Source organism: Paenibacillus sedimenti, assembly GCF_014534655.1.
Taxonomy (GTDB): Bacteria; Bacillota; Bacilli; order Paenibacillales; family NBRC-103111; genus Paenibacillus_E; species Paenibacillus_E sedimenti.
Map to the genome: position 1 here is coordinate 1 of NZ_JACVVD010000029.1, position 22919 is coordinate 22919.

Genomic DNA, 22919 nt, shown 5'->3' on the forward strand with positions numbered 1-22919 from the left:
AAGAGCGCCTCCTTGATGGTGTTGGGTGTTTACCCGTCGACAAACCCATCATACCGAGGCGCTCCTTTTTTGACAAAGCCCATTTCTTAGGCTATACAGGAATGTTTAGTTTAATACCGATTCAGTGCTAAAAGAGTTAGATTCTAATCTGTATTGCTTATTTAATCCTTGTTTAAACAGAGCGCTTCCAGAGATGTTATCATCCGTAGGATAATTTATTTCATATCTCACTTTAATGTAATTCTGATTTCCATGGTTTATATCAACAACCCGAATATCTTTTCCCAGTTCCATTTCAAGAGCAAACACTAGCATTCCGTCACCGTAATTTTTTATTGGATACAAATGATTAAGAATAAAAACCGCAGAAATATAAGCTATTACAAGGGTGAGGAGTGTTGGGTATAAGATGAGCTTCAATCTCTTACTCATTTAATTTTCGAGCTCCTTTAATTTACTGCTGTGGCACAATGTGAATCCGCTATTAGGACAAGATATCCTTGGAACAATAAACACTTAAAATTTTACATGCAATTTTGTTCAATAGTTACTTTATCATTACTAATTGTCACCTTTGAATTTCCCGAAAGATATTCTGTATAACCACATACAGTCTCTTCTTTGGTAGATCCTCTTGAATCGGTATATTTTAAATATATTGCTCCTTCTCCCTTTAAACTTAGTATAGGGTTGATTTTCCCGGTTTCACCACTCATAATTTTCTCGGTATAAATATCATTTGAAGCCCCTTTTATTATTCCAATCTCTATTGAAACAATATCATAGTCTGATTTATTCTTTATTGTTACAGAAAAGCTTTGGAATTGATCTGTTATATTTCTCAACCAATTAAATCCTATAAAAACTAGTATCATCAAAGAGAATGCTGCAACTAACAGAATTATAGATCGTTTTTTTATTCTCATATTCGCACCTTTTTTCGACTGTCAAATGTATTTCACATGAGATTGGAAACTACGGAATACAGAATCAGTAATTGCGGATCCAAGCCCATATACAATAAATAAGAAGCACTGTAGAGACAACAAAAATAATACTGCTCAAGAGCAACTGAATGCCTCCAATAAGCCAACTATAAGATGCCCAAATGATTATTCCACTGATCAGTGTTATGATAATTAGAAAAGAAACAACACAAAAGTACACTAAACACATCCCTCTACTCATACCGTCCTCTTTTTCAAACCGAGCAGAGAAATTTTTTTTCATAGTTGGATCCCCCTAATGTAAAACTATTTTCGGGACTTGAAGGTGTGGGGCTGATATTTCCCTTTAGCTACCGTCTTGTCTTATTCAGCTATCGTTTCAGTTAGCGTAATCCTATTTTCAATTATTCATATCATTCTTAGCTAAATCCAAAGCTACTGCGATTTTGATCTGATTGGTTTTACTAAGTCCCTTAATCAAATTCTCAATTGGATACACATCTACAATCGGAGCAACTTCATAATCATAGCGGTCTAGTTCAATCTTTATAACTGAGTATGTATCCACTAGAAAAGTGATAATATCTTCCCCCTGCTCAGGTATCCAATATAAAATGTACGCGGTTTTCATTGCAGTAAAGTTCTCTCTAATAATGTCAAGAAACCTGCGCATGGATATATCATTGAATAAACGAATTCTTGAGGCTTGTAATTCTCCTCTATACGACTGTTCGGTAATAGTCCCCCTAAGTTTCATGCTGCACCTCAATTCCATAAAATATCAATACTTTAGGAAAAATAGCGCCCTCAAGTATTATGTATATTCAAGAAGATTTCCACGTTATCCTGCCCAATCGTTCAATGAGGCTACCCGGTCGTTTCACGCGGTAGCCTCATTGTATAGTTTAATCAGCAAAAGTTTTCGTTACGTAACGATTCATTAATTCATCCTTTCGAAGCCTACACGTACTTTCGCTTAACGTATCGCACGACCGAGAAAAGTACTACATAGACCGTAAAAGTAATCACAGACAGTACGGGATACACATATGGATCAATATGTATCACGAAGAAGTAAGAATCGTGATACTGGAAATCTTCCGGAGGCTTCAGCACGTCATTTGGAATACTAACAATCGCGAAATATACGATCATTGGTACGGCCAAGGACAAAAGGATCCCGGCAACCACGCTTTTTCTGTTCATCCAATCTTTCCCTCTCCACGAAGTACCTGTAGTCGCTTTTTGTATTGATTGAGCTAACGTTCTGCGTTAGCTTAACCCGCACTCCCAGACTAGAGATAATCCCCCTCGTCACCAAGGACTTTTAAATAGTCTCCTATTACATTCAGATCAAAACGAATCTGTAGCGGTCCTTCATCATTCCATGCACTGTTATGATTGTGCGGATGTATTGCATATCCGTTGTTCCCAACCTTTGCAACAATTTCGCCAGCCTTTACTTTATCACCTAGTAGCGATTCTAATCGGACTAGGTTTACTAAATCTTACTTACACTTAACAAAAATTCTTTAATCGAGTTAGTTGATACTCCACTATGAAACCTTCTAATTTCAAATAATGGCCATCCTTCAATATGTTTTATTTTTGCTAAATAAGTTCGATTTCCTTTGTATTGTTCATTTAAAAAATCATTATATGCATCAATCTTCTCTTGAGGATCGCCTTTCATTATTTGTTTAATACATTTTTTATAGAAGGTATATGTCTTATCGGCCCATGATATTAGTTCGCTACGGGGGGGTGTTGCACACTGAATTTCATATTTACCTTTATAATAAAAGGTGTTGTCACTTATATCATATTCAGACATAAACAATAGATCTAATAAGATCCAAAAGTATTCAGCCTCATGTTTTATGTCCCATCCTGAACAATATTTAGGATGTAGTGTAACATGGGTAGAAATAAAACCCGCATAAAGTAAATTTAAGTCTTTAATTTTCTTAAATGAATTGGGAATTAGCTCTTCACTTCCTAGAAAAGTAACAACTTCATCCGTAAGTATAATTTGTTTCATATCAGTGATTTTTTCTTTTTTAAGGTTAATGAATGTTTCGGTCGAACAACTAAATTTATCTGTTATCAAAATCTCTCCGTTTAGATTTGTATTTATTTTTTTGAGATCTGTCAACAATTTACATACAACTTCTTCAAATGTTTGAAAACCATCTATTACTTCATCAAAACTATCCAAGGTATAAGGAGGGGATGTGACTTCTATTAAAGCATTAGTATACTCAGGGTGTATCTCCCAGCCTCTGCTAAACAAATCTCTCACTTTTTTCACTAGATGTTCAGGAATATCTGTCATAGACATTATTTTATCTACTATCTGTTTTGATGCTAATAAGTAACTTATGAAGTCACGTTCTTTATAAACTATTGCATATTCTTTTTCGATTCCAAACTCAAACTTGTCAGGTACAATTTTCATTGTTTTCCCCCTCATACCTCATTGTACTATCCGCCCGATTAGCTTAAATAATCAAAGGAGCGGTTGCCTTTTTAGGGATTCATACTACCACCTTTTCTAATAACTTGCTCCATCTCTAATTTCCTTTATGATACCACATATTGGAACTATCCTGCCCAATCGGTGAACAAAAGGCAGCCGATCGTTCTGGCCGGCTGCCGTCGTGTTTGTATTCCGCTATCGTATCATGTTAGTTGAAATCCATCGTCTATTTCTTAACCTTCAATCCGACCGCAACCAAATAATCGTATAGGTTTTCATATACCGTTGACTCCACTTGATTTTTTTCATGATCGTAAACTTTTATGGCTGGAGAACAAACTCCATTAACGATCTCAAAACCATAAAAATCGCCTGTTCCGCTATCTGATATTGCTAAAAAGTTATGTGAGTTTTTAAGCCCTAATCGATTATTTTGCTCGACTATATTCCAGTTACTCTCTTTATTTACTGAGAAGATATTGACGAATGCGAAAAAGCCACCACCAAAGGTTTTAATAAATACTTTGTATTCTTCGGGAAGCGAAAGAGATAAGTGAAGCTGAGTGACTTTAATTTGATTATCAGTTCCTACGGGGTCACTATCCAACATGAACCAAATAGGATTTTTACTTTTTATATCATCGACATTAAACATAAATTCATTAAAATTCATATCTAGCCCACCTTACTATCGTTCCAGTTAGCCATCAACTAAATAACCATATTTCCATATTATCATAAGATCCCCTTTGGATACCCAATAAATGTATATTTCAATTCGATTTATAACCGTCCTTTACCTGCATCAATGATTGGTTCCATGCTAAAATATCGGTATAGACCGGAATATGGCGAGGAGGCAGGGTATAGATATGGAGGTACGACTAGCAGAACGAATGATTGCGGAGTGGGCATCGGCGAACGCCGATAAGATTGGCATAGGCCCGAATAAGATCCTGGCGTCATATATATATAACCCTGGAGGCTTCGGCAACTTGTCTATCCGTTTGACGGACGGCCGCACACGGCTTCACGTCAAGCTGACTCCACCTAGCAAAGCCGCGCGGCTGCGGCAGTGGGCGGGCGTCAGCGATTATCTTGCCGAGCACTACGCCGCGCCCAGGATGGTCTATGAGATTGACCGCGAGATTGTGCCGGGGTATCCGTACGGCCTTGTTTTCGAATATATCGAGGATGCAACCCCGCTTGCGGAAGCGCGGAATCCCGAGGCCGCGCTTACGGGTGTCATGGAGACAGCCGCGAAGCTCCATCGCGACGATCGTCTTCGCGGAATGCTCCCTAAGGCGGAGACGCGCACTTATGCGGAGGCATTCGAGGATGAGTACATTTCCCGGTTTACGGATGATCTCGACGGAATCCGCGGGTCGCGAGAGCTACTCAGGGATTTCGTGTCGGACGAGACGATTTCGTGGTTTGGGGAAGAGATCGGGAGGCTGAGGGAAAAAGTACGGCAGACACCTGCATTTCTACTCCCTGCGGGCGACGTTGTTCATAACGACCTGAACGGCAACAACGTACTGACGTGTGGCAGGGATGGCTTCCGGATCATCGACTGGGACGAACTTTCCGGTCAGGGCGATGCGGCGATGGACTACTCGGTACTACTTTGGCCACTAACGCATGATCCGTCTTGGCCGATATGGAGGGAGAAGACGCTGGCAGGAGCATGAGCTGCGGCCGTCGAGCGGTTGGAACTGTATTTTCGGGCGAAGCTGTTCGATGACGTCATCGACGTGCTGGCCGATTATGTTGAGGCGGAGCAGGTGCCGGAACATCGGGAGGAGGCCCAGCGCAAGGCCAGGGCAGTTCATCTTCACTCGTATCCGCAGTATCTCGCCAAATATGGCGTCGAATAAAGCGGCCGCACCACGCTGTCACCTGCTAATTACTTCAATAAAGGCTGCTTGTGGGTCGGCAGCCTTGTGTATGGTGCTATCGTTCTCCGTTAGTTTAGTAACATGTTTTCCATTACTTACGATAAGTGGACTTGTAAAATATCGTCCCGTCCTTGGAAAGACCAATCAATTCAGCATTATCATATCTCCATTTCAAATACCAAATAGATTTTTCAGGTTCAAGTATTGTGGCTTCAATAACCTCGCCTTGTTCTTTCATTAATTGCACTTTTGCGATGTTACCGTCATTGATTCGCCCAAACAATATTTCGTCATCTGCCTCTTTATTGATTAGACCATGTGAAATTACACCATTACCACCGATGTTGTTTGAACTTATAACATTCCATCCATCACCTTCTGGCAATAACTCAGTAGCACCAACATTTTGGTTCTCGCTATACAAAATGACAATTCCTTTTTGTATCTTAATTTCATGTAATATTTCGGCATTGGGATGAGCATCACGGAAAGCTTCTTCATATGTTTTTGTTCCACAAGCTGATAATAATAAAGTTGCTATCATAAATATTATTGTTGTCATCATATAATTTCGCATTAAACTTCCCCCTTTCAAATAAATCAAGTCAACCCTAAAGTAAGACGTTTTAAAGCTTGTATAAGTTTTCCTTTTGTTCAACAAAACTGCCAGTTACATCAATGAAAAAGAGGTACTGCTTCGCTGCAAGTTCCACCACTATCGTTATCCGTTAGCGGAATGAAGGGGATTGTATGTCACAATGCTTATGAACAATATCCGTTCAGTTATGGGGCGCTGGTTCCGCAGTGGCGGCCGACAATCACACTGTCATCATCGAGTTCCGCGTCCACGATGTCGATGCCGAATACGAGCGCTTGAAGCCGTTTGTCGACGAGTGGGTAAAGGAACCAACCACGATGCCGTGGGGGAACCGTGCTGTGCTGTTTCGCGATCCCGACGGCAACCTGGTTAACCTCTTCGCGCCGGTGACCGAGGAAGCGATCAAACGGTTCAGCGGTAGGCGTTGACGGACAGTTGAAGTGAGTGAGGCGAATTTCGTAATTAGTAATTTTACTGACCGCTTCATAGAAAGAGACCATAGCAACGAGCTATGGTCTCTTCATTTTATCTAGGTTCTTCATTATTTATTGAGAAATGGATCTATTTCGCGACCCTCGCTGATGCTGGCAGCCTATTTGTAATTGTGCTATCGTATCCGTTAGTTTAATCCTTACGCTTTGACCCGACAACCTCTCCTAAATTCGTGAGCCCCCACACTTCGGCAATCCGTTAGCTTTCCACGCGAATAAGTTCAAGAATCATTGGCTGTTTTTCAGCGCCTCTTACACTTAACTCATTCTGCTTCTGGAGTGAATCCCATCGCAATCGACAGCCGGTTCCAACTATTGATCATCATGATTAACATCGTTAGATTGATGTACTGAGTTTCCGAAAAGTACTTCCTGACCTTATGATACACATGATCCGGCACTTTAAGCGAGGGCAATAATGTTACATGCTCTGTAAGTTCTAATGCCGCCTTCTCCATTTCCGAGTAAAGATGGCTTTCTTCCCATGCACTGAGACAATAAAGCCTCATTTCGGATTCCCCTAAATTTCGCGTATCGGCTGCGTGATAAGAAAGGCAATATACGCAGCCGTTGATTTGAGATGCCCTGAATTTGACCAGTTCGCGAAGCTTTGGATCAAGATCAGTCGACTTAGTATACGCATCCAGCTCGCCTAGAAGCTTAAATCCTTGCGGCACTAATTTCATCACCTGATAAATATCAAACCGTGCAGACATGGAACGATCCTTCTTTCTTGATTGAATTTAGTATTTTTATTTTGCTCAGGTATACGGTTTCATCCCTTTGTCAATCCAGTCTTCGCGAGTTGGCCCCAACACAGGGGGGACTCGTAAACCAGCTTGGCGCATCAATACCGTCAATTGGCCGCGGTGGTGGATTTCGTGTCGCAATGTAAACCGCAGTGAATCACCGTTCAGCCAATCTTCACCGGCCACGTTAACGACCTTGCCAAGCGATTCATCCGTCCATTGGCTTCCTATAGCACGCAGCATCGCTTTTCCAACACGTCGATATTCACTTGCAATCTTTTCGGCGGATAGAGGCGCGGGCTCCTCAGCCAACGGCTCGTCGTAGGATAAGCCCAGATAGGTGAGAAAATGAATAGAGCTTACGAGATGCCAAGCAATCTCTCCAAGGGTCCTCTGATTGTCCGAGACAATTTGGGTGAGCGATTCATCTGTCAGCTTATTTAGCACCCGTTCCGTTATTGCGGACTCCATCTCGAACTCCTTTATGAAATCATCGATTTTGGTAAACATTCCTGTTTCCCTCCAAGTTCATGTTTTCCTTTCTCGCTAATCATATCTCGCAATCGCTGACAGTTACGGTCAGTATTTCTGTACAGGTTTTCTTTCGGCCGCAATAAGAAAAAAAGAAGGAGCCGCTCCTCGATAGGAACTACCCCCTTCTTTGCATAAACCTGACTCTAGATCCCTTTTCCGCCGACCGGCCGCAGCTTTATCGGTTCCGCGCCGACAATCATCTGGATCAATGCCAATACATTCTCTTTTTGAAGAGAAGCGGCAAGCGCTTCGGCGTCTCTCCAAAGCTCCGTGATCCAAACGACGTCCGGATCGTTTTCCGACACATTGATGATATACAATTCGCAGCCTTCCATAGAATCAAACTGATCGGCCGCTTCCAGCATCGTCTGCACGAGCGCATCTCGCTGACCCGGGTGGGCGATCAATTTTCCATAATGGCGAATTTGTTCATATCGTTCATCCTTTGCTTTCTGGGATTCGTACCGATAGCATCGATTCGTAATGTGCCGAAATATCGCGGCTTACTTCCACAAGCCGTTCAATAAGCATGTCCGGTTCGAGAATGACCAGCGATTTCCCGTAAGGGAGAAGAAAGTAAGGAACATAGGACTTCAAGGAAGGTAGGCTAAGCCTGAATAAGGCCTGTCCCTCTTTACGTTCGACAAGCGTATAACTGAATAGCCAATGCTGGCATAAGAGATCCAGCGCCTGCCCATAGCCCCGGATCTTTACTGTTATAAGAGATTCCGAATCTGAAGCGCCGGGAAGCAAGTTGCGCAGCAGAAAATCTTTTGCAGAGAAATCGGAAGGCCGCTTGAAATAACGATCACCCGGTGCGATTCGAGAAATGCGATCCACCCTGAAGCTGCGTATCGCCTTCCGAAGGTTGCAATACCCAACGGCATACCAACTCCCTTTCCAATGTACAATGCCGTAGGGGTCGACTTCGCGAATGCTGGGGGTCTCCCGCTTGCCGTTGTCGTACACCATCTCCACCGATCTGCCCCAAGCAGCAGCCTCTTCCAAAATACGAAGCCAATCCCTTTGCTTCTCTTCGATCGGCGGATTAATGATGGAGATACCTTCCATATGGCGCTCGATTTGATCGAGTTGCTCTTCATTCGTATAGCGCTTCAGCTTATTAATCGCCCGATTGAGCTCTTCTTTGAACGGGTAACCCACCTCGTGAGCGAATGTTGAAGCGTGAACTAGCGCCTTCTGCTCTTCCATATCGAACATCAGGGGGGATTCCGTGAACCTATTGAGTATCCGATAGCCTCCGTTCGGCCCTGAGTCGGCTATAATCGGGGCCCCGCTGGCGCACAACGAATCGATATATCGGTATACCGTGCGAATATGGATCTCCAGCTTGTTCGCGAGCTGCTTAGCGGTCATTCGTCTACCCGACCGGAGTAGCCACAGAATGGACAGCATATGGTCTGCTTTGGACATCGTTTGCCATACCTTCCTTAGATGAGCTGGTTTGTTAAGGGGATGAAGGATAAATTTTTTCGCCTTTCTCAAGCATCTGGATGAACTGCCGGATCCGCTTCTCTCGGGTTTCTTGTTTTTTGGCGTTGTGAATTCGAAATACGATTGCGTATTTATTTTGTCTGTCAAGCGTATCGTAGAACGCTTTAGCCTGGGCATTGCGCTCCAACTCGATCGCGAAATCCTCAGGCAGCGAGGCGATGCTTTGTGATTCGTAGGCTTTATCCCAGTTCCCATTCTTTTTGGCCTCTTCAATTGCCTTATATCCGGAAGTCTTCATTCGCCCGTTTGTGATCAACTGTTCCGCTTTTTCTTTATTGATTTTCGACCAGATGCTCTTGGCCCCGCGCGGAGTGAACCGCTGCAACCATGTTTTCTCATCTAACGCTTCTTTCTGACTATCGACCCAGCCGTAACATAAGGCAACTTCGAGCGCTTCGTTATAGGAAACCGTAACGACGCCTGAATTCTTTTTCGCAATCTGTAATCGGATGCCGGGTGAGGTATCACAATTATCGTCAAGCCAACACTCAAAAGACAGTGGATCGGCAAAGGACATAACCGGCAAGTCACTCGATTTTTTCACCACATGAATCGCCTCCTGATCCAAGTGTACAAAATAATCGCTGACAATGACAGTCAGTGATTTTCAACCGGAGATATTGGAACGAGAGCCCTTTTTTGATCAATGCTCGTGAGGGGGGGTAGCCCTTGGTCGCACTCGTCAAAAAAGCATATGATTATTCATAAAATGCGTGCGTGTGGGATTCAATCAAGAAGCCGAGCGATGTAATTAACCTCTGTGCCGATTGGTTCTCCAAGTACGGAAAATAGACAACACTCGATCGGCGCTAAGTTGAGTATTAATTCTTAACTATAGTAAGGACGATCGCCAGCAAGCTCCTACTCCCAACTAAGTTAAGCCTCCCTCTATTCAACTATCCTGCCCGTTACTTCAATGAAACAGGGTGCAGCACCGCGAGGTCTGCTCCCTGTCTTGATTGGCTGAACTATTGTCTTCCTTTAGTGCAAACAATTATTATGTACATTCAATCCGAAGAAAGGAAACTCGTGTTGAAATAACAACGAAAATAAATGCATGAAATCAGTTAAACTCTAGGTTTTACAATATCTCCTCAAGTTCATATATCATGCTGTGCACGCCTGGACTCAGCCTTTCAAGATTTGCAACATCTTCGGCAGCTGCTCTTCCTTCTGGTGACTGAAATGCTTTTTTGATGTCTTCCATACTGTCCCAATCCAGTTCGGCCACGAGATAGTATGGGTCACCTCCTCGAATTGGTGCTGTGTTACGACTTAAGGAATAGCGGCGGAGACCCGGAAGTTTTTTTGCCAAGGGAATGTGTACCTCGCGGTAGTGGTTCTCAAATGCCTCAATATCATTTGGCTCGGTATATAGTACTAAGAATCTGACCATTAAAGCCCCTCCCTATATTCTCAATGTTTACATTTCAATATTTTCTTCATACCCTGCGCATGTTAGAGATCCCCTTTAAATGTTTTGTTCAATAATAAGACGCGCGAGATTTGGGCATTTCGACATTTCTATATGATGATTTGAAAAAAGAAGGCGACAGCCAGGAAATTTTAGACTACCGCTTTTTTGAATTCAAATTTGACTAGCTTGTTGATATAAAAATTGCCGAATGGATGGATCTTCACAGAGTCCAATGGCACGACTATAAGCCGAACGGGCTTCCTCACGTCTCCCCAATTGCATGTGCAAATGGGCTGTAAGAGCCCAATAAGGCTGGTAGCTCACGATTTTATCGCGAGGCAAAGATTCAAGCAGCGTAAAGCCCCGTTCCTTTCCATATCCCTCTGCAACCGCCGCTGCTCGTCCGACCAGTACGCCAATAGTAGGACTAAGTCGGGCGAGCCCCTCATATAGCAAAGCGATTTCTTTCCATTCGATGAACCCTGTGCGCGCTCGCTGGGCATGCACCGATTGTATGGCTGCCAGCAATTGGAATCGCCCGATCCGTTTAGATTGCGATGCCATTCGAAGACAATGTTCCGCTTCCATGATCATTAGAGTTGACCAACGTGTAGTATCCTGTTCGGACAGGGGAATATAGCTTCCCGATGCATCGACCCGGGCTTCTCGTCGGGCCTCGCAATGCAGCATTAGAGCTAGAAGTCCTTGAACTTCAGGTTCATCAGGCAAATAGTTCGTAAGAAGCTTGCCCAGATAAATGGCCTCGTGGACCAATCCCTTCCTACGAGGATCTACACCTGTCAAATCGTCCCATCCGCTACCGTATACTGCATAAATGGCTTCAAGAACGGCATCTAAGCGATAAGGCAATTCCTCGGCATCGGGCATTGCGAACGTAAGGCGTTCGGTGCGGATTTTTGCTTTAGCACGAGTAAGTCGTTGCCCCATCGTAGAGGGTTTTACAACGAATGCGGACGCAATGCGAGAGGCATCCATTCCGAGCACGGTTTGAAGCATAAGCGGTGTTCGTATCGACGGATCGATTGCTGGATGTGTACAAAGAAATAGCATATTTAATCGTTCATCGGGAAATGCAGTGTCAGTAGACATTTGTGGGACTCTTCTGACAGGGCGATCAACGCCGGCATTGCTCGTTCGGAAACACGTTCACGGCGGGCGCGGTCGATAAGCTTCCGTCTGGCTACCGTAAGCAGCCAGGATTCCGGTTTATCTGGAATGCCGGCCTTCGGCCACGATTCTAATGCGGCAACAAACGCATCCGCCAACGCGTCCTCTACAGCCTCAATATCTCGCCAGTTTAGGGTCAGATATGAAATTAACCTTCCGTATGCATCACGCGCCGTCTCTTCGATAATGTTGTGGGCGTTCATCATATGATCACTTCATAGGCGGAAGATTTTCCCGTACTTCAACGGCATTAACAGGGCCTCGTGCAGCCCACTCAAGAGCTGTTTCAAGGTCGGGTACATCGATAACGAATAAACCGCCGATCTGTTCCTTTGTCTCGGAAAACGGACCATCTTCCACAAACATCTCGCCATTACTACGTAGTACGGTCGCAGCCGTTTCAGGAGCTTGGAGGCCAAAACCGCTGACAACTACTCCGGATTCGTGAAGTGCATGTACATAATGGGACCAGCCTGCAAGGTATTCCTGTTGCTTGGCCGGATCTTTTCGTGCGGCGAAGTCCTCAGGGCTTTCGTAAAACATAAGGGTGAAATGCATGTTTGTTGACTCCTTTACTGTATTTTGGGTGTGATTTTCTCTCACATGATAAAGTCGATTTAAGGATAACGATTTCTACATTCCAGAAACATTTTTTCTAAGAAATTAAATAAATGAAGCCTTTTTTCAAAAAAATAACGGAAAACAGCTAAGATGAACAAGTACCCATATCGAATGACTTGGTTTTTATTTTAATCACAGGTTACGCTAAGCTGCCCTTTAGTTCAACGATCCTGTGATAAACAGGCTTTTTCAATTTCAGCACCATTGCCGTTGTATAAAAATATGCGCATCGGTGTCTCGATTAAAGTGACTGCGCCCCACATTTTCAGACAAGCGGGAATCCCATTCTGCTCATACAACGTTTCGTTGCCCTTCTCGGACTGAACGCCAATCCTTGAATAAAATTGCCACAATGCCACGGCTTTGCCTTTATCAATTAAATTCTTAATTAAGTATTTACTTTATCAAAGGAATGGTGTATTATGGGTTTACAGACGAAGAACAACCACCAAGTCGGTTAACCAACTGAATAGAAAGGAGGGGCAAACGATATATGCCAGTAGATATATTTTCAGCATTGGCCGATCCCACGAGGCGAAAAATTTTGGAGTTGCTCGCAGACCGTGACGGGTATCCGGCATCGGATATTCACAATCAATTCCCGTCCAGCCCGCAAGCCATCTCCCAGCATCTGAAGATTCTTCGGGAAGCCAACTTGGTGCACGTGGAGAAGAAAGCACAGCAGCGCATATATCGGATCAACACCGAAGCCATGGTTGAATTTGAAGATTGGATACATAACATGAGACGTCGTTGGAGCAGCCGGCTGGATGCGCTGGATGTCGTGTTGAAGGCTGAAATGGAAAAGTTGAAAAAAGAACAGAAGGAATAGGAGAAATGTCCGATGAATCCAAGTCCCGCTAAGCAAGACATTGTCATCACACGCGAGTACGACTATCCGGTGGAATTGGTTTGGAAGGCATGGACCGATCCGACACTAGTTATGAAATGGTGGGGGCCAACGCATTTTACTTCGCCCCATTGCGAAATCGATTTTCGCGAAGGCGGGAAGTATGTGTTCTGCATGCGAGCGCCGGACTCGCACGGCGGCTTTGAGTCGTATTCGGCAGGCGTGTACAAGAAGATTGTGCCGATGGAGCGGCTTGAATTCAATTCATACCTATCCGACCGAGACGGTAACGCCATCGATCCGGCTCAAGCGGGAGTCCCGGCGGACTTCCCCCAAAATGTTGAGTTCGTTATCGAATTCATTGCCAAAGGGGAACGGACGGAGCTTAGAATTACGGAGTATGGGTGGACGGCTGGAGAGATGATGAAATATGCCATCATGGGGATGAACCAGTCGCTGGATAAACTTGCAGCAAATCTGATTGATTTTTAAATAAAAAAAAACCCGGAATATCCCGCCGCAAGTCATTTGGGAGATGTCGCGCGGCAAGAAGTTCCGAGAGGTTAACTGTTGTAGTGCCACTATATCATATAGCAAATAAAAGTCAACCAAACTTATAAGAATCGAGGAGAATATAGATATGGGAAAAATAATTGCTTCGGTTAGCTGCACGTTGGATGGTGTTTTTACAGGGCCGCAAGGCGATGAGAACAATATGGTGAGCTGGGCATTGCCTGGTATCATGGAGTCCGTTAACGATAATCTGGCGATGTTCCAGAATGCCGATGCTATCTTAATGGGACGAGTCACCTATGAGGGCTTTGCAGGTTTCTGGCCCTTCCAAGAAGGGGAGTTTGCCGATGCCATGAACAAGACTCCCAAGTATGTGGCCACGCGAAATCGCGAGCTTACGGAAGTGCAGTGGGGGGAATATGGCGACACGATCTCTCTGCTCGCCGGCGATTTGAATCAGCGCATAGCCGGGTTGAAGAGCGAAATTAGGGGCGACATTGTCGTTCCAGCGAGCGCCGGACTGGTGCAAAGTCTGTTAAATGCCGGCTTCGTGGACGAAATTAATATGTTGATCCACCCGGTCATTCTCGGCAGCGGCAAGAAATACATGGAGAGCATTGCCGCAAGGAACGACCTGAAGCTTCTTAGTACGCAGCTTTATGAAACAAGCGGATCCATGAGACTGCGCTATGAGGTCATCAAATAAGGAATGCGGCATACACATTCAAAACGCGAAGGAGACTTACTATGAACCTTATTCTTCATCATCAACCGCAAGCGAACCTTACCAAGAAATTCATGTTCACCATGCTCATGGCTATCATCATTTCCTCACTCGGGTTGACGATGCCCAGCCGCATCAGCGCGGAATCGGCGAAACAGCAGGCTGGCGAAGCTATGGCCAAACAGAGCGGCTACGCCGAAGTAAACGGGCTGAACATGTACTATGAAATACACGGCGGAGAAAATGGCGGAACGCCGCTCGTACTCCTTCACGGTGCGTTCATGAACGCGGACAGTTCATTCGGGCAGCTGCTTCCGCAGCTTGCCAAAACCCGTACGGTCATTGTCATTGAGCAGCAAGGCCACGGCCGCACGGCTGACATCGACCGTCCGCTGAGCTATGAGCAGATGGCAGACGATACGGCAGCGTTACTTGCACAGCTAGGCTTCGAGAAAGCGGACTTCTTCGGTTGGAGCATGGGCGGAGTTACAGCGATCCAGATAGCCGTCCGTCACCCTAAAATCGTGGGCAAGGTAGCCGTCACAGGCGCCAATTTCGGTCCGATCGAATCAGCCTTTACCAAGGAGGGCTATAATGCCTTTAAAAATATACCGGACGATTTTGCGCCTCCGCCGCTCAAAGATTCTTACGATAAACTGTCACCGAAGCCCGAGCAGTGGTCCGCGGTTGTCGTAAAAGTCCGCGAGATGGGGATTGCCTACCAAGGGGTTTCAACTTGCGAGCTTCGCAAGATTCAAGCTCCGTTCATGGTGATGACAGGCGACCACGATACCATTGATCTAAACCATCTCGTCGATTCACACCGGCAGCTTCAGAAAGGATCGCTGGCGATCGTTCCAAATGGCGACCACTTCTTGCCCTTGACTCGTGCTCCATTAGTGCTTAGATGGCTAGAGGATTTTCTACAATCATAAATCCTAGGGCCTCCATCGCCACTTAGCCAGTGGAATTGGAGGTCCTTTAAATTTCGCCCCCGTAATTTACATCTTCTACAACTTCATCCCATCGAGTCGGCGTAGGTGCTTTGTGGGAGATTTGGCACGGCGTATCTTCCTGTTCCTGGTCAAATATCACCAACTAGCTTTATTGGTGCAATCGTGATACGTTTACTCAATATTTTTTGTAGAAGGTCTAGAACTTAAACTTGGGATCCAAAACTGTTGCTTACTTTTTTGACATAATGAAATTTATCTTTATCTTATTTGGGATTTGGAGTGATACCAATGGAGTCCTGTTTACAATGCCACCGCTATGTTCTCCCCGGTAGTAAGCATTGTGAAAAACATAAAGCGCGGCGCGGTCTACATCGTGTGAAGTTCGTCGAAGGAGTTAAGAACCGCGTCCGGATTGAGCATGGCCGTCTCATCTGTGAGAATTTAACAGACTGCCCTCTTTACGGTCTGGTTGAGTATAAGGAGAATTGGCTCGATGCAGACCACATAATCGAAGTAATGGAGTTTGACGACAGCGCAACCTTGAAAGAGATTAATGATCCAATAACTAACGGAAGGCTGCTCTGCAAGCTATGTCATTCCGATAAAAACATTAAAAAGCGCCCGGCCAAACGAGGGGTTCATGGGAGAGAACAAGATGGAAGAAATATCAGTTGATATCGAAGGCTTCGAGGGACTTTACGTGATAACGGCGAGTGGCCGGATTTATAGCAAAAATAAGAAGGACTATAAACGACTATACGAAAACCCCTATGGCTTTAAACATGTCCATTTATTCAAAAACGGTAAGAAGTATTTGTTTCTTACATTTGATCTTTGGGAAAAAGCTTTTCCTCATTTACTAAGAACCGATTATAAAGGGATGTGACACATTTTCGGGCATGGGTTTGTTATAAAAAAAAGAGGGACTCATCCCCCTTTTTTTATTGATGACACACTGGACATCTATAGTGAGTACCAACAGGTCGGTCCGGATGTATTTCATTATCAAGGAGTCTTGTTCCACCAAAGTCATGAAAATTTTTGCACTCTTTTTCATAAGCAGTCTTTGAAGATGATGCATAACTTGCTTTGAAATGAGTATATGGTTTGAAGAGATGGTCTTTAATCCGATTTCCTAAATCAATATCAGAGCGACCAACATAGCTAACCTCAAATATGTCTCCCTTCATTCTTCCGAGTGCGTAGTTTCCAGGTGCTTTTGATGTAACTACTGCGCTAATGGTATTTGCATTAAAAAGAAACGGCCCTTCTAGTCCTGTTTGCGGCGAAATTGTATTTTGCATAGATTCCTACCTCCAATTTGATTCTAGTATGTCGACAGGCAGGAATACAGCGTATGAACGTAGAATAGAGTGGCATACTGTACTAACAGGAATGCCAACATTAGAGTTTTTATCAAGTACTTTTGGCGAAGGTTGATAAAAACATTGTTCACGCTGAACTCCTGCGAAAAGCTCTCTAAACTTGATTTAGAGGGTTTTTTTCGTTTCATTAAGTACTACTTTACTCCTTGCTCCTTGTACCACAAATTACCTCCTTGTTTGAGATATCTATGTTAACACCTGGAATTCTGGTCTACCAAGATCCAGATGGGCTACTCTAACATATTCCATGCTTCTAGTCATTGCTTGAGCTTTCAAAAAATGTCCTTTTAGTAGAAGGTTGTAGTCCGAACCTGTCAAAACCAAGTAAGTAGTAAAACGGTTTCGGAATTTCGACCCTTCGGACTGGACTCGGTTGGTAGGATCCCTCTTCAATGGCATGACGTATCGATTGCCAGTTTTGTTGAATGTGTTCGCGTAAGGTTTTTACCGACATTCCATCCACGCCATGACTTCCTTTATTTGCTTCAACACGTTTTAATGCCACCAAAAGATTTTCCCGTGACAGTAATTGCTCCAACATTTCTAACTCTCCTTACGTGAATTATACCTTCCTCTTGTGCCATGGATGAATTCTGCCCTTTCGAAGTCCCCTACGGAATACACCGTTTCCTCCTTCGAATATGTCCTTATGGATTGTCTGCTTTCATCACTCATCCTGAACGCCTTGATGTACATCTTCCTATTTCATGTTCAGTCCATCCGTAAGTCGTTGCAACGACATACGTACTATGACCTCTGCTGACTTCTGTCAATTCAACCTACTTTCACAAGCAGGCTTACGAAGTTTACTTCGCTTACCGACAGATCTCCCCAGGTAAGAACGCTATCTTCCTCTCCATCTATCTGCTTCATTTACTCCCATTCGCCTTCGGCAGTAAGGACTTTGGTTTGTCGCGCAACCTCATCCAACGAATGTTAGCCTTATATGAAGTTCGTATTCCTCAGACCAGAGATTTGCCGCCGACTTCCTTCAGATTCCACCTCACGATGGACACCCTTGTCTTAAGCTATGGCTACTACTGCCTTCACCATTCGGGACTTTAACCCTAGAGATAGCGCCCATGCTGGGCGCACGCGAAAGGCTGCCGTTGATGCCGGCAGCCTCCCTTGTTGTTTATTGAACAAACGTTCTCCGTTAACTTCACATTCCAAGGCAGGGAGTACTCCAGCAGGTTTTGGGAATTATTTCTCGAATTAAAAGGGAGAGGTGTTTTAATTCTTAGTACATTTACTTGAGTGTTGCGAATTTACCCTCTTGAACTGAAAACGGGCAGACTTGTAGCAGGCCGTAGAATTCGATTGCTTAAGCTGGGAGTTTGAGATGTTACATTACTCAGGAGGAGTTGAGAGGGAGAAATGCGGACGGTGTATACAAATGAGGAACGGCTTGTGCTCATCTTGTCGGTATGCGATGATCTTAGTCAAAGGAGGGTGAAGATGAAACGACTATTCATTATTATTGCAGCCGTCATTTTATTGCTTGTTCTTCCTGCTTGCTTTGATACAGAAAAAACGAAGTCAACCACCGCCACCACCACAAATACTGATGCTGAGCTTGCTCTTGAACCTGTTTTTATGTCACGCACCTTTAACAAGCCTGTTGGATTGGAGCATCGGGCGGGATATCCTGATAAGGTCTATATCACGGAGCAGGCTGGTCGGATAGTGAGCATGAATCTTAAGAATCCTGAGGCTGAGCCAATCGTTGTGCTGGATATTCGCGACCCCGTCTATGATGAAGGGGGAGAGCAGGGCTTGCTTGGTGTCGCCTTCCATCCGAACAAGCCTAATCAAGCCTATGTGAATTATACGACGGAGACGCACACTGTGGTTGCAAGGTATGATGCTGATCCAAATAAGCCGGAGCTTCTTGATCCATCCAGCGAGCAGGTGTTACTCACCTTTGAACAGCCCTACTCGAACCATAACGGGGGCCAGCTTGCTTTTGGTCCTGACGGGTATCTCTATATTGCAACTGGAGACGGCGGCAACGGCGGTGATCCGAATAATAATAGCCAGAGCCTGAGAACTATGCTTGGTAAGATACTGCGAATAGACGTTGATGGCAGGATGGGAAACTTAGCCTATGCAATTCCAGCGGACAACCCGTTCCTCACAGAAGAGGTACCCGAAATCTATGCTTATGGTCTAAGGAACCCTTGGCGCTTCAGCTTTGATCAAGAAACCGGTTTGTTATGGGCTGCTGATGTCGGTCAGAGTCGATTAGAAGAAATTAATATTATTGCCAAAGGGAAGAACTATGGCTGGCGGATTCAAGAGGGAACAGAGTGCTTCAAGCCAATGGAAGGCTGCGATAAATCGGGGTTAGAGTCACCTCTATACACCTACGGTCGAGATGTTGGGGTATCTATTACTGGTGGTTACGTGTACAGAGGAGAACTGCTGTCTGACCTTGTTGGCTGGTATATCTATTCCGATTATGGAACAGGTACACTGTGGGCACTCCGTCAGCAGAAGGACGGCTCTGTCGTTAATAAGACATTGCTAGAGTCTAATCAGAATATCACTTCTTTCGGTACGGATGCGGATGGAGAAATCTATCTCTGTACGCAGGAAGGACAGATTTTAAGATTACTTTAGGTGAAAATGATAGACTTGATTGTTAAACCCGACTATAATACTTCTAAATTACTTGAGTGTTGCGAATTTACCCTCTTGAACTGAAAATGGGCAGACTTGTAGCAGGCCGTAGAATTCGATTGCTTATGACAAGAACTTGATCCCATTCCCGCTGCGTGCAGTAATCAGCGGAATAAAAAAGCCTCTGCGTGCACACGCAGAGGCTTTTTTCCGTCTGTTAACTAATTAATACCTAATTAATACCCAATGCGAATAGTTCCAGCTTAACAGGAAAGCTATAACCCATTGACTCTAACAAAAGCTTACCTTCCTCATCTAGTTCATTTACCAGCGTCTCAACATTCATTCGACCATTTTTAAGGTGATACTCAAAACCCTTCGTTATGAGAAACTTACCCAACTCTTTATTACGCCATCGCGGAATTACGAATAATCTTTCAACTGCACCAGTTTGCCAACACATAACGCTACCAACAAGTTCATCGCCTTCAAATGCAGAAATGGTATGTAACTCTGGTCCACCCATCATCCATTCCAACATATTTACACTTCTGTATACAACTCCTTGATAAAATTGATTTTCTAATTCGGTATATTTGATTCTTTCCTCTTTGGATTCCATCGGGTGGTATTTGACATCAACTCCAACAGGCGTTCTGACTTCAGATATGGGTTTTTCAAGTGAACGCTGTGCTTTATAATATGTTTGATAAGGGATAAAGCCCTTCTCTTTGCAAAAATCCCCGTCACCATAAAAGTCTCTCCACGCAACCAACTTTGTTTTCTTGTTTGGATTACGGAGTTTTTGAGAGGTATTTATGAATGTAGGGTAAAGAGCCATTCTCACTTCATTCATACGATTTGAAGCTAATTCATTAGTGGGCATTTCGATTTCGAATACATCATGATCATCAGCTATTCCATGTCGTAAGTATCCCACACAAAATTAAATTACCGTCCTCATTGAATACGCAGCTCATCTTCTGATGCTCATAGTCTTTGTTGTATTTAAAAAGCACCCATGCCTTATGGCTTAACTTCATTACACTATCCTCTAGCTCTGAATTATAGGGACGAACTTCCAGTGACATCCAAATACTCTCCTCTTTAAAGCATATATTTCGTATCCTTTTTTTACCAATTACATGTAATATCTTATATACAGAATCAATACTAATCAATTTCCAGTCTATACTTTATTTTCCCTAATAATATATTTTTGCTTCTAATGGTTTATTTTCTTTTGACACTCTCTCTATTTGTTGTAGTCCTGCTCCCCCTCAAAGGAAGAGTGTGAAATGATATTCTGCAGTAGACCGACTGCTTTTTCTGAAAACGCGGTTGATCCAAACAAAGCTGCCGTTTGCTCTAAGTGGGATATTATGGCTTGTATCATTTGAATATCGGATGCTGTCAGTATGAGCGCAGGCAGCACATAAGTTTTATCCTCGTATTGGTACCCCCGCCTTTTAGGATTGTATACCAGTGGAGCACAAAGAGTATTCGTCAAATACTCGATATCCCTGCAGGCCTGTCGGACGGATATTTCAAAATGCTCCGACAAATGACCGCTATTAGGGTACTTTCCGAACCGCACTTGTTCATCAAACCATAGGATTCGATGCATATTGCCCATTCTGTTCACCACACATTCCATTCTTCTAAGGGGTATCGTTGTACTCTCTTGCGATTCTTCTTAGGCGCTCCTCTACATTGATCCGACTTTCACGGAAAATCCATTCTTGGAATACATCATTGTTCCAAAAGCGCCATAGTTTCAGGCTGGACACATCAAACGCGCCCTGCCTTGCATCCTCTAACGATTTGAGGAAAGGGCTATATAAAGGATCAGACTGCTGCCCGCTTATTTCAGCCACAGTACGCGACGCCGCCAGATTATGTTTAGCCCATTCTCTTCCCGATTCTGTATGTGGAGAAGCAAGCTCCTGAAGAAATGCCCAGGCTAACTGGACATCTTGGCACTGCGCGGAAATGCAGTATCCATACACTTGAACAATGTTGCGCAGCGGCCCTTCTCCCATACGAGGAGGCATAACAACGCCAAACTGTTCCCGTTGCTCTTGCCCCATTGGTTTGATCGTCCAGTTCGCATCATAATACATGGCCATCTTATGATGTCTGAAGCAGGAGATCCATTCTGGTTATTCAGTTCAGTTACAACATCATAGGTGATCCGTCGGGAATGAGATCAAGTTCTTGTCAAAATCGGGAATGGGATCAAGTTCTTGTCATTGGGTTTTGACAAGAACTTGATCCCATAAAATACAAAAGCCGCGATTTACGCGGCTATTAATGGGACGATGTTCTTGTCACCCGACACCACCACTCGATTCTGGTATTTCCCATTGTACGGGGAAGGGTATTGGCACACCAATGATTGTAATAAAGCTCATATCCAGTTGCTTTACAATGGCCAAGTTGGCTCGATGTCCCATAGCTACTGTCGGAGGTCAGAACATATATTGTTAAAAGACAAGAACATATATTGATTGTTCTCTCTCCAAAAGTAGCGCAGCTTTTACACAAAGACGCGGCCCCCCAAAAATAGGGGGCCGCCCGTGAATATCTTCATTTTCTATACACTTTGAACTTGAATAATAAGTTTCACCGAATTTAACCCCAAATGCTCCTTTACTTTTTGTGCATTGCATTACTGCCCTCTCTTGTTATCTACTAAGCTAGTTTTCCGTTAGCTCAATTGCACTCTCTTATATTACCAATGCTTTTCCATAGCTTCTTCACATCGAAAAAAGCCATTTCTTGAATAAAACTGCACACTTTCGCTACTTGGCCAAAGGATAAGAAACTCGACGTTATTCTCTTTTGACCACTGTTCCATAGCGATATGAATCTTGGTGCCGAGACCTTGACTTCTAAAAACAGGTCGAGTATAGACGTTGGTAACATATCCGAAGTAAGGGTCCCGAGACTTACCGGGCCTCGGCACTTTATGTATTAATTGCAAATACATATGCGATACTATATTTTTTTCAACTTCTGCAATCCAAATGTACCAATCTCCGCCTTTTATCGCTTTTATCAAAAACTCGCTACAAATCTTGTGAAACTCTTCAAAGCTCACTATACCGTTACTGTGCTCATCTTCTGAGAATTCCCAACGCATTTGAACAAGTTCATCAACATCGTCTAAAGTAGCTAAACGAACAATTGCCATATATGTCACCCCTTTGATTTATATAAGTCTTCCATATGCAACAGAATTATTCCTGTTTAATCTTATAAAGGTTTTTGCGCAAACTTGCTTGTTACTTGAATAAACAATAAAAGGAGCTGCCGCGATGAACTGCACCCCAATTGTTGGACACAGTCTAACATCTGGAGGTGCAGTTTTTTATGTCTAAGTATTCGACTGAGGAGAAATTAGAAGCCGTCCTAGCTTATCTAGAAGGT

Annotated in this window: 31 protein-coding genes and 2 pseudogenes; 9 read left to right on the forward strand and 24 right to left on the reverse strand. The window is 43.9% G+C overall.

The features are described 5' to 3' along the window. Nucleotides 1-105 precede the first annotated feature (105 nt). The 6 genes from ICC18_RS32715 to ICC18_RS32740 all read right to left on the reverse strand — a co-directional run bounded on the left by ICC18_RS32715 (nt 106) and on the right by ICC18_RS32740 (nt 4099). Nucleotides 106-432, reverse strand: coding sequence for a hypothetical protein (locus ICC18_RS32715; RefSeq protein ID WP_188178577.1), 327 nt, complete (start codon nt 430-432; stop codon nt 106-108). 92 nt (nt 433-524) lie between these two features. Then, nucleotides 525-926, reverse strand: a complete 402-nt coding sequence (locus ICC18_RS32720) for a hypothetical protein (protein WP_188178578.1) — start codon at nt 924-926, stop codon at nt 525-527. 421 nt (nt 927-1347) lie between these two features. Next, nucleotides 1348-1704, reverse strand: a complete 357-nt coding sequence (locus ICC18_RS32725; RefSeq protein WP_188178579.1) for a hypothetical protein — start codon at nt 1702-1704, stop codon at nt 1348-1350. Nucleotides 1705-1907: 203 nt separating this feature from the next. Further along, nucleotides 1908-2153, reverse strand: a complete 246-nt coding sequence (locus ICC18_RS32730) for a hypothetical protein (protein WP_188178580.1) — start codon at nt 2151-2153, stop codon at nt 1908-1910. A 295-nt stretch (nt 2154-2448) separates the two neighbouring features. Next, nucleotides 2449-3405 carry a hypothetical protein gene (locus tag ICC18_RS32735; RefSeq protein WP_188178581.1) on the reverse strand — a complete coding sequence of 319 codons (957 nt, stop codon included), beginning with the start codon at nt 3403-3405 and terminating at the stop codon, nt 2449-2451. Between the two features lie 247 nt (nt 3406-3652). Further along, complete coding sequence (locus ICC18_RS32740) at nt 3653-4099, reverse strand: SMI1/KNR4 family protein (RefSeq protein WP_188178582.1); 447 nt, start codon at nt 4097-4099, stop codon at nt 3653-3655. Nucleotides 4100-4298: 199 nt separating this feature from the next. On the opposite strand from ICC18_RS32740, the gene ICC18_RS32745 reads away from it, so the two are divergent. Both ICC18_RS32745 and ICC18_RS34185 read left to right on the forward strand, forming a co-directional pair. Next, entirely contained in the window at nt 4299-5117 is an 819-nt protein-coding gene (locus ICC18_RS32745) for an aminoglycoside phosphotransferase family protein (protein WP_223193074.1), read from the forward strand. An 18-nt stretch (nt 5118-5135) separates the two neighbouring features. Then, entirely contained in the window at nt 5136-5303 is a 168-nt protein-coding gene (locus ICC18_RS34185) for a hypothetical protein (protein WP_223193075.1), read from the forward strand. Nucleotides 5304-5415: 112 nt separating this feature from the next. Here ICC18_RS34185 and ICC18_RS32750 read toward each other — a convergent pair whose 3' ends face one another. Next, on the reverse strand, nt 5416-5901 hold the full coding sequence (locus ICC18_RS32750) for a hypothetical protein (protein ID WP_188178583.1): 486 nt from the start codon (nt 5899-5901) through the stop codon (nt 5416-5418). 197 nt (nt 5902-6098) lie between these two features. Between ICC18_RS32750 and ICC18_RS32755 the strand changes: the two are divergent. Beyond that, a pseudogene (locus tag ICC18_RS32755) lies at nt 6099-6350 on the forward strand (VOC family protein); the annotation flags it as partial. Between the two features lie 326 nt (nt 6351-6676). On the opposite strand, the gene ICC18_RS32760 reads toward ICC18_RS32755, so the two are convergent. The 10 genes from ICC18_RS32760 to ICC18_RS32800 form a co-directional block, all read right to left on the reverse strand. Beyond that, complete coding sequence (locus ICC18_RS32760) at nt 6677-7129, reverse strand: carboxymuconolactone decarboxylase family protein (RefSeq protein WP_188178584.1); 453 nt, start codon at nt 7127-7129, stop codon at nt 6677-6679. Between the two features lie 45 nt (nt 7130-7174). Further along, nucleotides 7175-7672 carry a DinB family protein gene (locus ICC18_RS32765; protein WP_188178585.1) on the reverse strand — a complete coding sequence of 166 codons (498 nt, stop codon included), beginning with the start codon at nt 7670-7672 and terminating at the stop codon, nt 7175-7177. 167 nt (nt 7673-7839) lie between these two features. Continuing rightward, nucleotides 7840-8103 (reverse strand): putative quinol monooxygenase, encoded by a 264-nt coding sequence (locus ICC18_RS32770; RefSeq protein WP_223193076.1) that lies wholly within the window; start codon nt 8101-8103, stop codon nt 7840-7842. Between the two features lie 31 nt (nt 8104-8134). Next, nucleotides 8135-9130, reverse strand: coding sequence for a helix-turn-helix transcriptional regulator (locus ICC18_RS32775; protein WP_188178586.1), 996 nt, complete (start codon nt 9128-9130; stop codon nt 8135-8137). A gap of 34 nt (nt 9131-9164) precedes the next feature. Next, complete coding sequence (locus ICC18_RS32780; protein WP_188178587.1) at nt 9165-9758, reverse strand: YdeI/OmpD-associated family protein; 594 nt, start codon at nt 9756-9758, stop codon at nt 9165-9167. A 534-nt stretch (nt 9759-10292) separates the two neighbouring features. Further along, complete coding sequence (locus ICC18_RS32785) at nt 10293-10607, reverse strand: EthD family reductase (RefSeq protein WP_188178588.1); 315 nt, start codon at nt 10605-10607, stop codon at nt 10293-10295. A gap of 192 nt (nt 10608-10799) precedes the next feature. Next, a complete protein-coding gene (locus ICC18_RS32790) occupies nt 10800-11738 on the reverse strand; it encodes an RNA polymerase sigma factor (protein ID WP_223193077.1) in 939 nt (312 codons plus the stop codon). Next, entirely contained in the window at nt 11702-12022 is a 321-nt protein-coding gene (locus tag ICC18_RS34190) for a sigma factor (protein WP_223193078.1), read from the reverse strand. The genes ICC18_RS32790 and ICC18_RS34190 overlap by 37 nt, the downstream gene beginning before the upstream one ends. Before the next feature lie 4 nt (nt 12023-12026). Beyond that, nucleotides 12027-12374, reverse strand: coding sequence for a YciI family protein (locus ICC18_RS32795; protein ID WP_188178589.1), 348 nt, complete (start codon nt 12372-12374; stop codon nt 12027-12029). A gap of 224 nt (nt 12375-12598) precedes the next feature. Then, on the reverse strand, nt 12599-12796 hold the full coding sequence (locus tag ICC18_RS32800; protein ID WP_188178590.1) for a hypothetical protein: 198 nt from the start codon (nt 12794-12796) through the stop codon (nt 12599-12601). A gap of 134 nt (nt 12797-12930) precedes the next feature. Here ICC18_RS32800 and ICC18_RS32805 point away from each other — a divergent pair, with 134 nt between their 5' ends. The 5 genes from ICC18_RS32805 (at nt 12931) to ICC18_RS32825 (ending at nt 16366) form a co-directional block, all read left to right on the forward strand. After that, nucleotides 12931-13269, forward strand: a complete 339-nt coding sequence (locus tag ICC18_RS32805; RefSeq protein ID WP_188178591.1) for an ArsR/SmtB family transcription factor — start codon at nt 12931-12933, stop codon at nt 13267-13269. A 12-nt stretch (nt 13270-13281) separates the two neighbouring features. Beyond that, complete coding sequence (locus ICC18_RS32810) at nt 13282-13779, forward strand: SRPBCC family protein (protein ID WP_188178592.1); 498 nt, start codon at nt 13282-13284, stop codon at nt 13777-13779. A 148-nt stretch (nt 13780-13927) separates the two neighbouring features. Further along, entirely contained in the window at nt 13928-14506 is a 579-nt protein-coding gene (locus tag ICC18_RS32815) for a dihydrofolate reductase family protein (protein WP_188178593.1), read from the forward strand. A 41-nt stretch (nt 14507-14547) separates the two neighbouring features. After that, nucleotides 14548-15459 (forward strand): alpha/beta fold hydrolase, encoded by a 912-nt coding sequence (locus tag ICC18_RS32820; protein ID WP_188178594.1) that lies wholly within the window; start codon nt 14548-14550, stop codon nt 15457-15459. Nucleotides 15460-16135: 676 nt separating this feature from the next. Beyond that, entirely contained in the window at nt 16136-16366 is a 231-nt protein-coding gene (locus ICC18_RS32825; RefSeq protein WP_188178595.1) for an NUMOD4 domain-containing protein, read from the forward strand. Nucleotides 16367-16421: 55 nt separating this feature from the next. Here ICC18_RS32825 and ICC18_RS32830 read toward each other — a convergent pair whose 3' ends face one another. The 3 genes and pseudogenes from ICC18_RS32830 to ICC18_RS32840 form a co-directional block, all read right to left on the reverse strand. After that, nucleotides 16422-16784, reverse strand: coding sequence for a hypothetical protein (locus ICC18_RS32830; protein ID WP_188178596.1), 363 nt, complete (start codon nt 16782-16784; stop codon nt 16422-16424). 418 nt (nt 16785-17202) lie between these two features. Continuing rightward, a pseudogene (locus tag ICC18_RS32835) lies at nt 17203-17406 on the reverse strand (group II intron reverse transcriptase/maturase); the annotation flags it as partial. Between the two features lie 482 nt (nt 17407-17888). Beyond that, on the reverse strand, nt 17889-18038 hold the full coding sequence (locus tag ICC18_RS32840; RefSeq protein WP_188178597.1) for a hypothetical protein: 150 nt from the start codon (nt 18036-18038) through the stop codon (nt 17889-17891). Between the two features lie 285 nt (nt 18039-18323). On the opposite strand from ICC18_RS32840, the gene ICC18_RS32845 reads away from it, so the two are divergent. After that, complete coding sequence (locus tag ICC18_RS32845; RefSeq protein WP_188178598.1) at nt 18324-19487, forward strand: PQQ-dependent sugar dehydrogenase; 1164 nt, start codon at nt 18324-18326, stop codon at nt 19485-19487. 232 nt (nt 19488-19719) lie between these two features. Here the strand turns inward: ICC18_RS32845 and ICC18_RS34655 are convergent, their stop codons facing one another. The 4 genes from ICC18_RS34655 to ICC18_RS32865 form a co-directional block, all read right to left on the reverse strand. Then, a complete protein-coding gene (locus ICC18_RS34655; RefSeq protein WP_188178599.1) occupies nt 19720-20427 on the reverse strand; it encodes a GNAT family N-acetyltransferase in 708 nt (235 codons plus the stop codon). Between the two features lie 315 nt (nt 20428-20742). Then, nucleotides 20743-21135: a hypothetical protein gene (locus tag ICC18_RS32855; RefSeq protein ID WP_188178600.1), complete on the reverse strand. Its 393-nt coding sequence runs from the start codon at nt 21133-21135 to the stop codon at nt 20743-20745. A 13-nt stretch (nt 21136-21148) separates the two neighbouring features. Further along, nucleotides 21149-21577 carry a type 2 periplasmic-binding domain-containing protein gene (locus ICC18_RS32860; RefSeq protein ID WP_188178601.1) on the reverse strand — a complete coding sequence of 143 codons (429 nt, stop codon included), beginning with the start codon at nt 21575-21577 and terminating at the stop codon, nt 21149-21151. A 644-nt stretch (nt 21578-22221) separates the two neighbouring features. Beyond that, the gene (locus ICC18_RS32865; protein ID WP_188178602.1) at nt 22222-22683 is read right to left on the reverse strand and encodes a GNAT family N-acetyltransferase; all 462 of its coding nucleotides are present in this window, start codon (nt 22681-22683) and stop codon (nt 22222-22224) included. Between the last annotated feature and the right edge of the window lie 236 nt (nt 22684-22919).

Excerpts from the sequence above, each read along its gene's own strand:
- ICC18_RS32715 (WP_188178577.1), bottom strand. The coding sequence starts at position 432 with ATGAGTAAGAGATTGAAGCTCATCTTATACCCAACACTCCTCACCCTT.
- ICC18_RS32720 (WP_188178578.1), bottom strand. The coding sequence starts at position 926 with ATGAGAATAAAAAAACGATCTATAATTCTGTTAGTTGCAGCATTCTCT.
- ICC18_RS32725 (WP_188178579.1), bottom strand. The coding sequence starts at position 1,704 with ATGAAACTTAGGGGGACTATTACCGAACAGTCGTATAGAGGAGAATTA.
- ICC18_RS32730 (WP_188178580.1), bottom strand. The coding sequence starts at position 2,153 with ATGAACAGAAAAAGCGTGGTTGCCGGGATCCTTTTGTCCTTGGCCGTA.
- ICC18_RS32735 (WP_188178581.1), bottom strand. The coding sequence starts at position 3,405 with ATGAAAATTGTACCTGACAAGTTTGAGTTTGGAATCGAAAAAGAATAT.
- ICC18_RS32740 (WP_188178582.1), bottom strand. The coding sequence starts at position 4,099 with ATGAATTTTAATGAATTTATGTTTAATGTCGATGATATAAAAAGTAAA.
- ICC18_RS32745 (WP_223193074.1), top strand. The coding sequence starts at position 4,299 with ATGGAGGTACGACTAGCAGAACGAATGATTGCGGAGTGGGCATCGGCG.
- ICC18_RS32750 (WP_188178583.1), bottom strand. The coding sequence starts at position 5,901 with ATGCGAAATTATATGATGACAACAATAATATTTATGATAGCAACTTTA.
- ICC18_RS32760 (WP_188178584.1), bottom strand. The coding sequence starts at position 7,129 with ATGTCTGCACGGTTTGATATTTATCAGGTGATGAAATTAGTGCCGCAA.
- ICC18_RS32765 (WP_188178585.1), bottom strand. The coding sequence starts at position 7,672 with ATGTTTACCAAAATCGATGATTTCATAAAGGAGTTCGAGATGGAGTCC.
- ICC18_RS32775 (WP_188178586.1), bottom strand. The coding sequence starts at position 9,130 with ATGTCCAAAGCAGACCATATGCTGTCCATTCTGTGGCTACTCCGGTCG.
- ICC18_RS32785 (WP_188178588.1), bottom strand. The coding sequence starts at position 10,607 with ATGGTCAGATTCTTAGTACTATATACCGAGCCAAATGATATTGAGGCA.
- ICC18_RS32790 (WP_223193077.1), bottom strand. The coding sequence starts at position 11,738 with ATGTCTACTGACACTGCATTTCCCGATGAACGATTAAATATGCTATTT.
- ICC18_RS34190 (WP_223193078.1), bottom strand. The coding sequence starts at position 12,022 with ATGATGAACGCCCACAACATTATCGAAGAGACGGCGCGTGATGCATAC.
- ICC18_RS32795 (WP_188178589.1), bottom strand. The coding sequence starts at position 12,374 with ATGCATTTCACCCTTATGTTTTACGAAAGCCCTGAGGACTTCGCCGCA.
- ICC18_RS32805 (WP_188178591.1), top strand. The coding sequence starts at position 12,931 with ATGCCAGTAGATATATTTTCAGCATTGGCCGATCCCACGAGGCGAAAA.
- ICC18_RS32810 (WP_188178592.1), top strand. The coding sequence starts at position 13,282 with ATGAATCCAAGTCCCGCTAAGCAAGACATTGTCATCACACGCGAGTAC.
- ICC18_RS32815 (WP_188178593.1), top strand. The coding sequence starts at position 13,928 with ATGGGAAAAATAATTGCTTCGGTTAGCTGCACGTTGGATGGTGTTTTT.
- ICC18_RS32820 (WP_188178594.1), top strand. The coding sequence starts at position 14,548 with ATGAACCTTATTCTTCATCATCAACCGCAAGCGAACCTTACCAAGAAA.
- ICC18_RS32825 (WP_188178595.1), top strand. The coding sequence starts at position 16,136 with ATGGAAGAAATATCAGTTGATATCGAAGGCTTCGAGGGACTTTACGTG.
- ICC18_RS32830 (WP_188178596.1), bottom strand. The coding sequence starts at position 16,784 with ATGCAAAATACAATTTCGCCGCAAACAGGACTAGAAGGGCCGTTTCTT.
- ICC18_RS32845 (WP_188178598.1), top strand. The coding sequence starts at position 18,324 with ATGAAACGACTATTCATTATTATTGCAGCCGTCATTTTATTGCTTGTT.
- ICC18_RS32860 (WP_188178601.1), bottom strand. The coding sequence starts at position 21,577 with ATGGGGCAAGAGCAACGGGAACAGTTTGGCGTTGTTATGCCTCCTCGT.
- ICC18_RS32865 (WP_188178602.1), bottom strand. The coding sequence starts at position 22,683 with ATGGCAATTGTTCGTTTAGCTACTTTAGACGATGTTGATGAACTTGTT.